Raw genomic sequence first — 12376 nt, 5'->3', positions numbered from 1 at the left:
ATCTGCAATTATAGCTTCAACAGTAGGCAATGTTGCTTTTAATTACCTCAACATTTTCTCTTGGCAATTCTTTAATGAACCGAGAAGTGCGCATCGGTTGCCACTGGTTGTTAATTTCCCTCCTATCTGCACATGAAATGATTAACCTTTCTTTGGCTCTGGTTATGCCAACATATGCGAGTCTCCTTTCTTCTTCTAAAGCTTTACCACTTTTGTCATCAAAAGATCTTTGATGAGGAAATAATCCCTCTTCCCAACCAGGTAGAAACACGCACGGGAATTCAAGTCCTTTGGCTGCATGAAGAGTCATAACATATACGGTGTCATCGTTATTCATATTATCCACTTCCATCACCAGACTTATATGCTCCAAGAAAGTTGTGGCATTATCGAAATTTTTTAAAGATGAGATGAGCTCTTTAACATTTTCTATTCGTGCTAAGCCTGTTACCTCCTCATTTTCAAGCATTTCAATATATCCTGATTGGTTTGCTACGATTTTAACGAATTCATGCAGTGGTTTTACGCTTACTATTTCTTCCCAAGCTTTAATTTTATTTAAAAAATCGTTGAGTGAGAGTTTAATTCTTTCGGTTACCTGATTACTATTAACTAATATTTTTGCTGCCTCAAAAAAAGAAATTTTGTTATCCTGAGCAGTCGTGTATATTTTCTTTAGAGTTGTAGCTCCTATGCTTCTTTTTGGCCGATTTACTATCCTTTCGAAAGCTAAGTCATCGTTATTGTTTGTAACAAGTCTTAAATATGCAATTATATCCCTGACTTCCTGACGTTCGTAGAATTTTACGCCACTTATAATCTTGTAGGGAATTGAATATTTTATAAAATACTCTTCGAGAACTCTAGTTTGAAAAGTGGCCCTTACCAGCACTGCAATGTCACTAAATCTGTATTTATTGAGTTTCAATATCTGTTCGCTTATGAACCTTGCTTCAGCTTTCCCATCCCATAATTTTATTAGATTTACCTTTTCCCCTTCAATGTTTGTTGTCCACAATTTTTTTTCTAAGCGAGTCTTATTGTGATTGATAACATATGACGCAGTTGCAAGTATGTGGGATGTTGACCTGTAGTTACACTCTAGTTTAACGGTTTTTGCATTTTTAAAATCATCAGAAAACTTCAAAATATTTTCAACTTCTGCACCACGCCAACTATATATCGACTGGTCATCATCTCCTACACAGCAAATATTTGAGTGCTCTTTTGCAAGGTATTTTAGCAAAAGATATTGTATCGCATTTGTATCTTGATATTCATCTACCATGACATATTTAAACTTGTTTTGGTAGTAGGACAGAACTTCGGTCTTTTGATTAAAGAGTTGTATGTTATATAGCAATAAGTCACCAAAATCGACAGAGTTAAGGAATTTCAACCTTTCCTGATACTGGTGATAGACCTTGAGTGCAGTTACATATACTGGCCTAAATGATTGAATATCTTCCACTTCAGATGGCAATAAGCACTTCTCTTTCCATTGCTGAATAATATTCATAATGGTCTTACATTTTTCTGATAGGTAATCAGGATTTATTTCATTGATAATATTTTTTATTACCTGTAATTGGTCATCCACACCAATGATTGTAAAATTGGGGTTTAAGCCCACAATTTCTGCGTGCATGCGCAAAATTTTTGCTGCAATTGCATGGAAAGTGCCAAGCCATGGTATGTTTGTGCCCGTTAGCTCAAGTACCCTTGATACCATCTCATTTGCTGCTTTATTTGTAAATGTAACTGCTAATATCTCATCAGAATAAGCGTGACCGTTTCTAATTATGTGTGCTATTCTTGAAGTAATCGTTCTTGTTTTTCCCGTCCCGGCTCCTGCCAGTATCAAAACTGGTCCATCTATGTTAGTTACAGCTGATTGTTGTTCTGGATTTAGCAGTGAGAGATAATCGTTCATCGTAGCCCTATAGATTATAACTTCGTAAAGTTAAACCTATGATTGAAATATTGTAAAGGTTTTATTGAATAGAACAGTTAAAGAATGCTTCACTCAAGTGTTACGTTTTGTATATACCTTTGTTAGGCAGCTTGGATGTGGTGGGTAACGATAAATTGATCTGATCTAGGCTGCTGTTTGTTAGGTGGATAGGTGGAGTTTGGAATGACTTATATGTACGGTTTAGCTCCTCCATTTCTCTTTCTTCAACTTTAACAGGGAACTTTGAGGCATAGTGGTTATGCGTTGCAGGTCGTTCAGTGAGATTTTCATATGTTTCTTTCAACCAAGTTCCGATATCATACATAAATCCATACGCTTTTTCTTTAAATTCTCTCCATGATCTACTGAAACTTGCTAGTGTGTTATTGAAGTAAATTGTCATGTAATCTCTTGTAGTGTACTGATAACTTTCACTATTTAATTTACCACTTTGTGTGTTACAAGTTTTGAAATAACCAAATATGTTGTACATTTCGCGCTGCCATTAATTATGAATATACATATATTATACGTTAATAAATTAAAATTATCAAGAACAAGTTAAGTGTTTATTGCATTACTGAGAAAATGCTCTATATAATAATTTAAAATGGAGCTGGAGCTTTGTAGTACAATGTTTTTAAACGTTTAATATAATATTGACTTTACCACGATAGTTACTTTAAATTAGTAACTATTGTTGCAGTTAAAGTATCGATGCCTTTTTTCTTTTATTTTTTTGCAATTCTTAGCATTTTATCTGCTGTATGCGTAATTAGTGTAAGAAATCCTGTGCATGCAGTATTATTTTTAATTTTCACCTTCGTTAACTCTGCAGTGCTTTTTATTCTCCTTGGAGCTGAATTCATTGCTATGATGGTGCTGATAGTATACATCGGTGCGGTTGCGGTGTTGTTCCTCTTTGTAGTTATGATGCTCGATATTGACTACATAAGGTTGCGCCAGGGTTTTGCAAAGCATTGCACTCTTGGTGCTATGTTGTGTGTTGTGTTTTTTCTAGTCATCAGCTTTGTAATCCGCAGCTCAGCACCGAATATAAGCAATGTTATAAACTATAATACCAATAATGTGAAAGCTATTGGTAATTTGCTGTATACCGACTACATGTACGCTTTTCATCTTTCTGGAATTTTGCTACTTGTTGCAATTGTCGGTGCAATTGCTCTTACTTTGCAGGACAAGAAAAAAGGAGTTAAAAAACAGAATGTATTAAAGCAATTGACGCAATCTTCATCTGTAAAATTGGTTAAGGCTAAATTTGGAAAAGGAGTGGAATGGAAATAGGATTAAATCATTTTTTGATAGTTGCTGCTATTTTGTTCACTGTTGGGGTGTGCGGTATTTTCATCAACCGTAAGAGCATAATCAATATATTGTTATCAATAGAAATATTATTGTTGGCGATTAACATCAATCTAGTTGCTTTTTCTGCCTTTATGAATGATATAGTTGGGCAAATCTTTGTGATGTTTGTGTTGACTGTTGCGGCAGCAGAGTCAGGAGTTGGACTTGCAATATTGGTTGTATATTATAGAAGCCGTGGCAATATAGATGTTGAACAAGCGAACTTAATGAAAGAATGAAAGTATGATGGATATACTGAAATTAATAGTATTTTTGCCACTTTTTGGTTCACTATTTGCAGCACTTTTTAGAAACGATGTTTTTGGTCAGTTAATTACAACGGCAGGGATTGGAATATCTGCAGTTTTATCTTGGTATGTTTTTCTTACCTTCTCTGAAAATTATCACTTGAGTTTATTTCCTTTATTTTCATTAAGTGTATTAAAAGTAAATTGGGCAATTAGTGTGGATGCTCTCTCATCCTTAATGCTGATTGTTATTACCACCGTTTCGCTGGTAGTGCATCTCTATTCTATCGGCTATATGGAGCATGGGAAGTCGAGGTTTTTTTCTTACCTATCGCTGTTCACATTTTGCATGATTGTGCTGGTTGTAAGCGATAATTTCGTGCAGCTTTTTTTTGGCTGGGAAGGAGTTGGCCTGTGTTCTTATTTACTCATAGGATTTTGGTTCCAAAAATATTCTGCAAATAATGCAGCAATTAAAGCATTTGTTGTGAATAGGGTAGGAGACTTTGCACTATTGATTGGAATCTTTCTTATTTATTATACATTTCACTCTTTGAAATTTACTGAAGTTTTTGACACAGCTGATCTTCTTGGCGCGCAGAACATTAGGGCATTCTGCTGTGAATTCAAAGTAATTCATATAATATGCATATTACTTTTTATTGGCTGTATGGGTAAATCTGCACAGCTTGGTTTACATGTTTGGTTGCCAGATGCAATGGAAGGGCCAACCCCTGTTTCTGCACTCATTCACGCAGCAACGATGGTAACAGCCGGTATATTTTTAATAGCAAAATGTTCTTCATTGTTTGAGTTATCAAATGTGGCACGAGAATTAATAGTTATCGTTGGTGCACTTACTGCTTTTTTTGCAGCCACCGTTGCGATTACTCAGAATGATATAAAAAAAATAATTGCTTATTCAACCTGCAGTCAACTTGGTTATATGTTCATGGCATGTGGGCTTTCTGCTTACAATGTTGCTATTTTTCATTTAATGACCCACGCTTTTTTTAAAGCTCTACTATTTCTTGGTGCTGGCAATGTGATTCATGCAATGCATCATGAGCAAAACATTCAGAAAATGGGAAATTGCTGGAAGAAAATCCCTTGCACTTACACTCTCATGTGGATTGGGTCTCTTGCGCTTTCTGGAATATTTCCATTTGCAGGTTTTTACTCAAAGGATTTGATAATTGAACATGCTTATAGCACGGATAGCTTTGCTTTTGTAATAAGCTTAGTTGTTGCATTCTTCACAGCGTTTTACTCTTGGAGGTTATTGCTTCTTGTGTTCCACAGCCAAAAACAAAGTAAAATTAATATACATGAAGCACAGAAGATTATGCTTATACCATTACTGATACTTGCTTTTGGATCGGTATTTTCTGGAGTGTGGGGAGCAAATATTTTGAACATAACTAGTAATGCGTTTTGGAAATCAAGTTTAGTGGTGGTTGATGAGCATGGAGTTCATAATTTCTTTATAAAACTACTGCCAACCTTGGCGAGCCTAAGTGGAATAGCACTTGCGTACCTAATTTACCAATATCAAGTAATTAGGCAAATTAAGAGTAAATTTTTACTTAAATTTTTGCAGAATAAATGGTACTTTGATGAGGTGTATGAGTTTGTTATAATTGTACCAATAAGGTTTATATCTAGGCTTCTATGGAAGTTTGATGTTAAGGCTATTGATTCATTTGGACCAAATGGTGTTGTAAGGTTGGTTAATGAATGTTCAAAAAGTTCTATAAAGTTGCAAACTGGTTATATATTTGATTATGCACTTATTATGTTTGTTACTTTAATAATCGGTGCTTTATATATTATTGGAATTAAATAGAAGGTGTTGTTACTTAGTATATTCTTGCTTCCACTGATAGGAGCGTTGATTTTATCCTTAATCAGGATTAATCATCAATCTATACACCTAAGATTCCTTGCCCTATTTTTTGCTGTACTTCCATTTTTGCTTAGCATTGTAGCTTGTATAGAATTTGATTATAACAATGCGGACTTTCAGTTTGTCAGCTACCCAATTAGAAATGTTGGAATAGGGATAGATGGTATATCGTTGCTTTTCCTTCTGCTTACAACTTTCTTGTTTGTAATTTGTATACTCTACAACTGCAAAATGAGTTATACGACCCTCAGTCCATATATGGCATTGTTTCTACTGCTTGAGAGTTTTGTAGTCGGTTTTTTCGTTTCACTGAATGCTATAAGCTTTTATGTGTTTTTTGAAGCTGTTTTAATACCAATGTTCTTTATTATTGGCATCTGGGGAGGAAAACACAGGGTATATGCAACGTTTAAGTTGTTTCTTTATACATTAACTGGCTCATTATTATTCCTACTTGGCTTGGTGTACATCTATAGCACTTTTGGGACGTTTAATATACAAAAATTAGCTACATTAGTGCCAAGTCTTGATCTTGAAGTGCAGTCATTGCTATGGATTGCATTTTTTATTTCTTTTGCAATAAAAGTACCGATGTTTCCATTTCACACTTGGCTTCCTGATGCGCATGTGCAATCACCAACTTCTGGATCTGTGATTTTAGCTGGCTTGCTTATTAAAATGGGGGGATATGGATTTTTAAGGTTTTCTATTCCAATGCTTCCTCAGGCAAGTTTGTATTTTTCAAATTTCGTTGTTGTGCTGAGCATTATTGCGGTAATATATGCTTCTCTAGTTGCGTTTGCTCAAGATGATATAAAGAAGTTAATAGCTTATTCTTCAATAGCACATATGGGGATCGTTACTGCTGGCCTCTTTTCATTTTGTGAGGAAGGAGTACTGGGTAGCATATTTCAAATGATTAGTCATGGCCTTATTTCTGCTGCTTTATTTTTGTGTGTTGGAATGCTATATACTCGAACTGGAACTTTGGAGATTGCAAAATATTTTGGCATAGTAAACACAATGCCAAAATTTGGTTTTATGTTCATTTTATTTTCAATGGCTTCAATAGGGCTACCTGGAACATCTGGATTCATAGGTGAGTTTTTGGCTATGGTTGGAATGTTTAAGAGCATAGGGTTTTTTACAGGATTTATCGCACTTGGCACTATTTTAAGCGCAGTTTATATGCTGAATTTATGTAAGCAAATAATATGGGGGGTTAGCTATTCTAAATTATTAAATAACCGCTTGGATAGCATAGAATTTTCTGTCTTAATTCTGCTTGCAGTGTTTGTTATTTTGCTTGGATTCTACCCAACCCTTGCACTGAATTATTTGAAGCCATGTATGGCAAATTTGTTAGTCAAATATAATGCGCTATGAATTATATACAGATATTGCCGGAAACGTTCTCTATTATCTCCTCGTTAGTGTTGCTGCTGCTTGGAATTATATTTAACCGCCGAACTATCAACTTATTAGCACTTGGCTGCACAGTGGTAACTTTGATTATTTTAATTATTTCGGCAGAAAACAATGAAATTTTTCTCTTTAATTCGTTGTTAAAACTCAATTTATACATCAGGTCAGCCCAAGGGTTAATTCTCAGCACAGGAATTTTAATACTTTTGATGCTGAATTTATCAAAATATGACTATAAATATGAATTTTCAATACTGATTCTTTTTGCGCTATTTGGCATGATAACTTTGGTTTCAGCAAATAGTCTGATTTCTTTTTATTTAGCTTTTGAGTTGATGAGTATATCTTTGTATGTTCTTGCGAGCTTTAATAAAGATTCAGCTTATTCATGTGAAGCAGGAGTGAAATATTTTACACTTAGTGCACTATCTTCCTGCATTATGCTATATGGAATGTCGCTGCTTTATGGATATACAGGACAAGTCAATTTCTCTGAGCTCGGTTCATTCTTGCAAAGCCATCAGATAACTTATGGAATAGTTTTTGGATTAGTCTTTATCCTAATTGGTTTGTGTTTCAAGCTTGCTATTGCTCCTTTTCATATGTGGGCTCCAGATGTCTATCAAGGTGCACCTACCATAGTAACTGCGTTTTTTTCTACAGCTCCAAAAGCTGCACTTGTAACATTTTTAATTCGATTGATGAATGAAGAGTTAGTAAATGTAAAAAGTTATGTTCAGCCTATTTTCTTATACGTTTCAGCATTGTCTGTGCTTATCTCAGCTTTTGGGGCCTTGCGTCAGCAAAACTTAAAAAGGCTGCTTGCTTACAGTTCAATTGGTCACATTGGTTTTATATTTGCTTCACTTTCTATTTTTACACAAGCAGGAACAGATAGTGCCTTAATGTATCTGGTGATATATATCATCACAAGCATAGGGCTATTCTCATATCTCGTACAAATTGACGATGACGATTGTGATATTGCAAATTTATCTGGTATAGGGAAGAAACGCCCAATTGTAGCATTTCATCTTTCTGTGCTGTTACTCTCGATGTCGGGAATACCTCCACTTGCAGGTTTTATCGCTAAATTTTTTATATTCAAAAGTTTAATAAATTCTGGCTTTATCAGCCTGTCCTTGATCCTTGTAATAGCGAGTGTGATATCATGCTACTATTATTTAAATATCATGAAAGTTATGTATTTTGATAAAGCTAGTGGTAATAAGGTTGCTTATTCTAAGGGTCTATTCATTATTACTTCAGTGGCTTCACTGATCAACCTCGTTCTTTTCTTGTACGTTTTACTCACTCATTGAACTAAAGGACTGACAAGGTGATCCCTGAGGGTTTTCATATTCATCATTACAAAGAAGTTTCAAGCACTAATAAAGAAGCGTTGGATTTAATTGGGAGAGGAATATCAAATGAAACCGTTATTATTGCCGATAAACAAACAGAGGGTAGAGGGCGCACTGGAAAAAACTGGATTTCTCCAGAGGGTAATTTTTATGCGAGTTTGGTAATAAACCTCTTTAACGATTATCTTAATGAAAGCCAGCTTTCGGTGTCATTCCAGCGCGTGACGCTGGAATCTAGAAAAAAAGAAGAATGGATCCCAGTGTCAAGCACTGGGATGACATCAGAGGGCATTGGGATGACAGAGAGGGGTTTGGTGAATAAAATTGCGGATGTCAGCAAATTAACAGAATTGACTTTTGTTACTGCTCTTGCTGTTGGAAATACTATACTGTCATTTATAAATGGTCTAAATCTCCAGTATAAATGGCCAAATGACATTCTAATCGATGGCAAGAAAATAAGTGGAATATTGCTTGAAAAAAGATCCAATTCGAATTGGCTCATTATAGGAATTGGAATTAATGTCAATCATGCACCACTTCCAGGAACAACGTGCATTAGCAATTACGGTGAGTCTGTGTCTAACATAGATCTACTAAAAAAATTAATAATAAATTTTAATAAGCTAAGAAAGCAATGGCTATTTGATGGGTTTTATGCTATAAGAGAAATGTGGTTAAAAAAAGCATTCAAAATGCATGAACAAATCAGTGTAAAGTTAGCTGACAAATTGTATGAAGGAATTTTTGCTGATATAGATAAAAGTGGTAAATTGGTGTTGCAGCAAAAGGATGGAAGCTTAATTTATTTTGATGCAGGTGAGTTATTTATTGGCAGTGCATTATGAATACATATGTAATTTTTGCTTACCTTATTAGTTTTACGTTGATTACCGGAGAACTGATTTTTACCATTTCTTGCTATATTAAAAGTAAAAAAATTCTAGAAAGCCTGAAAGATAATAATGAAGAAGAAACATAAGCGATTACTTATAACTTCAGGAATTTTCTGCTTTTTAAGCTGCATAGTCTTTTTTATTTTAACAACGCTCAAAGAAAATATCTCATTTTTCTATACAGTAAGTGAGGCAATAGTTTTACCAAATAGTCAAAAGCCAATCCATATTGGTGGAATGGTTGTTGAAGATAGTGTGATACGGAGCGAAAGTGAAGTAGTTTTTCAAATGACAGATTTTAACAAAAGCGTTGTGGTAAAATACCAGGGAATACTTCCACCAATGTTTTCAGAAAAAAGTGGTGTTGTTGTGCAAGGTAAAATGTTTGATAATAATACCTTTCTTGCAGATACGGTGTTTGCAAAACATGATGAGAACTATATGCCGAAAGTTTTAAAATAGATTCCTTAACCTGGCTGTATTGAAACGGTATGTAGAGAGAGTCACAGCCTGCTAGCAAGCTGTGACTTTCTTAACTACTATAATATATCATGGTGAGTTGGTGCTTCCCATTCATCTATGTTGTCATCACTAACCGTTCCTATTTTTAATTTTTCAACTTCTTCTCTTAGATTATTAAAGTTTTTTTCCAAAATTTCATAATTCTTACTAGTATCGATAACTACCTTGTCCAAATCATATAAATCCTTACTCAATTTATTCTGAACATAGTTTGCATTAAGCCTCAATTGGTAATCCAAGTCAGAAACAAATGTGTCGTTTAATTCTGTGATTAGTTTGTCTAGAACTTTGTGAACATAACCAACCGACGCATTCTTTTCTTTATTGCTCTCAAAAGATTTAGGCTTAATTTTGACTTCTATGTCATCTATTATTCTATATTCGTCTTCGACTATTCTTCCTATTGATTCATAGTCTTTTTCGCTTTCTTTTACACTGTAATTACTCATATTAACTCCTATAAAAAATTATACTTTTAAAATCAACTCAGCTACACTGAAATGGTATGTGGAAAGAGTAACAGCCTGTATCAGGCTGTTACTTTCCTAACTACTACAATATATCAGGATGGGTTGGTGCCTCCTCAGGTAACATACTATTTACCTTACCTGCTAACTCACTTAGATCTTTTTTTAATCCTGCATCATCGTTGCCTATAATATCTTCCAAACTTTTAACTTTAGCTTGCTCTTCTCCTAACATAATATTCAACCCACTAATAAGTTGTTCATTTATATTATTAACTAATGCATCAACTGCTTTTTTAACAGTATGACCACTTGCTGTTTTGCCAAGGTCTTGTATATCCTTATCAGTACCTGTCTTAAGTATAATAAGATCAAGAGCGCTTATAAGTTTTTCTTTATTACCAGTAGTAAAATTATCCTCATTTTGTACAAGGTTTTGCGAGTTCTTGCTCATATAAATTACCTCCATAAATTATTAAAGTTTAAATTATTTTTTAGTTTCACATGCAAACTGTTTTTTCTTTTAACTTATAAACATTAATTTATAAGTATCCAAGTTCGCACTAAACATCTATTACTGTAAATTCAGTATTAGTATCTTGAAAGACGTAAGGTGATAGATGTGCATTATCCCAATTTGCTTCACTTTGCTCAGGAAGCATCTGGTCAATCTTATCCATAAGCTCTCCTATCTTTCCATTTTGCTCTTCAAGTTTCTCTTTTAATGCATCAATAATAGCTTTAGACTGATCCTTACTGCCGAGATCACCAATCACAGCTGTCACTTTCTCATAAGGCAGTTTGTGAATGATATCTTTAAGCTCTTCTGCACCCACGTTATCCAAAAGTTCCTTAAACTGCTCATTAGACATATTGCGAGCAAAAGCTTGAAGTTTTTCTGGGTTGTTAGCTAAAGACTTAATGATAATCTGGATCCTATTAGAATCAGTTAAATCCTGAGCAATTATGCCAAGTTTATCATGATCAAGCTTATTAACTAAGTCTTTCAGTTGGTCTTCTTGCAGACTATTTACTAAAGCTTTCAACTGGTCACCTTCTAATTCTTTAGAAAGTATTGTCAAGTGGTGCTCAGCCAAGTCTTTTGCAAGCACTGTAAATTGTTCGTCATTTAAAGTTTTAATAAGTGCTTTGAACTGATCCACTTTTAAGTGAGGTAAAATTTCTTTTACTTGCTCTGGATTTAAGTCTCTAACTAGAGCTTCAAGCTGAGCATCATTTAAAATAGGAACAATTATTTGTAACTTTTCTGGATTTAGTTCCTGAGCAAGAGTTTGTAATTGGTGATTGGTTAGATGATCCACTAAAGCTTGGAGTTGTTCATCTGTTAAGTTCTTTGCTAAGGTCTGTAGTTGGCTTGAGCTCAGTTCAGGAATTATTTTTTGCAGTTGCTCGTTACTAAGAGTATTGGTAAGAGTTTTTAGTTGGTCGTCTGTTAGGCCCTGAATAAAAACTTTGGTAAACGTGCTTGATAGCAACAGTAGCACATCTCTTATATGTCTCTCACCGTAGTATAACATAATGTCTTGTAATACCTCATTGTCAGGTGAATCGATTATATTTCCTGCCTCGTCTGAAAAATAATATTTATTGTTGCCAGTATCTGAATCTTCCCATGTTACATATTTGTATTCCAATTTTTTTGATTTAATAGAACTGCTACACATAGTTTTGAAAGGCTGCACAAGTTCTCTTGTATATGATAACTTAGCCAACTCATTACCGTAATATACAAATGTATGGTTACTTTTTACATAATCTAAGTTAGAATCACTTTTATAATCTTTGGCTACCAGATTTCCTTCATTTTCTTCCTCCAGACATATGTAACTGTCTAGGCAAGAACTGCCGCAAAGTTTTATAGGTAATAAGCCTAGTGCTACATCGTTTTTATCATCCAGCGATACAAGCTCAACTTTTTTAATAGACATTGTAGGATCATAACCTTCAGGCCACTTTATCAATTTAGTCGGGGTTTTTCTAAACACCTCTTTTCCAGGTACCATCTTAAAAACATGCTTTTTTCCACTCATAGGCGTTACCAATAAATTAATTGTTAGTATTCTAACATTTATTGATTAATTTATTGTTAAGTTGGTATATATTACAATTGTAATAACCAACATTACTTGTGTAGAGAAAAGTTACGAAAAGAAATAGGGATTTTCAGGGAAGTAGTATAAAATCCTCATAGATTAAAATAAGCTGCTT

At 34.3% G+C, this 12376-nt stretch carries 13 protein-coding genes; 8 read left to right on the top strand and 5 right to left on the bottom strand.

The window, feature by feature from the left end:
• Nucleotides 1–16 precede the first annotated feature (16 nt).
• Together ABWU29_RS01480 and ABWU29_RS01475 are read right to left on the bottom strand one after the other, a co-directional pair.
• Entirely contained in the window at nucleotides 17–1933 is a 1917-nt protein-coding gene (locus ABWU29_RS01480; RefSeq protein WP_015589293.1) for an ATP-dependent helicase, read from the bottom strand.
• Nucleotides 1934–2033: 100 nt separating this feature from the next.
• The gene (locus ABWU29_RS01475; protein ID WP_015589294.1) at nucleotides 2034–2447 is read right to left on the bottom strand and encodes a hypothetical protein; all 414 of its coding nucleotides are present in this window, start codon (nucleotides 2445–2447) and stop codon (nucleotides 2034–2036) included.
• Nucleotides 2448–2671: 224 nt separating this feature from the next.
• Here ABWU29_RS01475 and ABWU29_RS01470 point away from each other — a divergent pair, with 224 nt between their 5' ends.
• Genes ABWU29_RS01470 through ccmE form a run of 8 tightly spaced genes read left to right on the top strand, consistent with a single transcriptional unit; the run spans nucleotide 2672 to nucleotide 9620 of the window.
• Nucleotides 2672–3259, top strand: a complete 588-nt coding sequence (locus ABWU29_RS01470; protein ID WP_015589295.1) for an NADH-quinone oxidoreductase subunit J — start codon at nucleotides 2672–2674, stop codon at nucleotides 3257–3259.
• Nucleotides 3250–3558 carry an NADH-quinone oxidoreductase subunit NuoK gene (nuoK, locus tag ABWU29_RS01465; protein ID WP_010962953.1) on the top strand — a complete coding sequence of 103 codons (309 nt, stop codon included), beginning with the start codon at nucleotides 3250–3252 and terminating at the stop codon, nucleotides 3556–3558. Before ABWU29_RS01470 ends, nuoK begins: the two co-directional genes overlap by 10 nt.
• Before the next feature lie 4 nt (nucleotides 3559–3562).
• Entirely contained in the window at nucleotides 3563–5413 is a 1851-nt protein-coding gene (nuoL, locus tag ABWU29_RS01460) for an NADH-quinone oxidoreductase subunit L (protein WP_353280073.1), read from the top strand.
• 3 nt (nucleotides 5414–5416) lie between these two features.
• The gene (locus ABWU29_RS01455; RefSeq protein ID WP_015589297.1) at nucleotides 5417–6859 is read left to right on the top strand and encodes a NuoM family protein; all 1443 of its coding nucleotides are present in this window, start codon (nucleotides 5417–5419) and stop codon (nucleotides 6857–6859) included.
• Nucleotides 6856–8220: an NADH-quinone oxidoreductase subunit N gene (locus ABWU29_RS01450; protein WP_015589298.1), complete on the top strand. Its 1365-nt coding sequence runs from the start codon at nucleotides 6856–6858 to the stop codon at nucleotides 8218–8220. The genes ABWU29_RS01455 and ABWU29_RS01450 overlap by 4 nt, the downstream gene beginning before the upstream one ends.
• Before the next feature lie 17 nt (nucleotides 8221–8237).
• Entirely contained in the window at nucleotides 8238–9110 is an 873-nt protein-coding gene (locus ABWU29_RS01445) for a biotin--[acetyl-CoA-carboxylase] ligase (RefSeq protein WP_141456660.1), read from the top strand.
• Entirely contained in the window at nucleotides 9107–9244 is a 138-nt protein-coding gene (locus tag ABWU29_RS01440; protein WP_167482792.1) for a hypothetical protein, read from the top strand. The genes ABWU29_RS01445 and ABWU29_RS01440 overlap by 4 nt, the downstream gene beginning before the upstream one ends.
• Entirely contained in the window at nucleotides 9228–9620 is a 393-nt protein-coding gene (ccmE, locus tag ABWU29_RS01435) for a cytochrome c maturation protein CcmE (protein ID WP_141456659.1), read from the top strand. Before ABWU29_RS01440 ends, ccmE begins: the two co-directional genes overlap by 17 nt.
• Nucleotides 9621–9697: 77 nt before the next feature.
• Here the strand turns inward: ccmE and ABWU29_RS01430 are convergent, their stop codons facing one another.
• From ABWU29_RS01430 to ABWU29_RS01420, 3 genes are all read right to left on the bottom strand, one after another.
• Complete coding sequence (locus tag ABWU29_RS01430) at nucleotides 9698–10129, bottom strand: hypothetical protein (RefSeq protein WP_174516792.1); 432 nt, start codon at nucleotides 10127–10129, stop codon at nucleotides 9698–9700.
• A 103-nt stretch (nucleotides 10130–10232) separates the two neighbouring features.
• Nucleotides 10233–10601, bottom strand: a complete 369-nt coding sequence (locus ABWU29_RS01425; RefSeq protein ID WP_015589302.1) for a hypothetical protein — start codon at nucleotides 10599–10601, stop codon at nucleotides 10233–10235.
• Nucleotides 10602–10710: 109 nt separating this feature from the next.
• Complete coding sequence (locus ABWU29_RS01420; protein ID WP_015589303.1) at nucleotides 10711–12198, bottom strand: magnesium transporter MgtE N-terminal domain-containing protein; 1488 nt, start codon at nucleotides 12196–12198, stop codon at nucleotides 10711–10713.
• Nucleotides 12199–12376 lie beyond the last annotated feature (178 nt).

It is taken from the genome of Wolbachia endosymbiont (group A) of Phasia obesa (assembly GCF_964028125.1).
Taxonomy (GTDB): domain Bacteria; phylum Pseudomonadota; class Alphaproteobacteria; order Rickettsiales; family Anaplasmataceae; genus Wolbachia; species Wolbachia pipientis.
The sequence above is the reverse complement of the archived record's forward strand: the minus strand, read 5'-3'. Positions and strand labels throughout refer to the sequence as shown.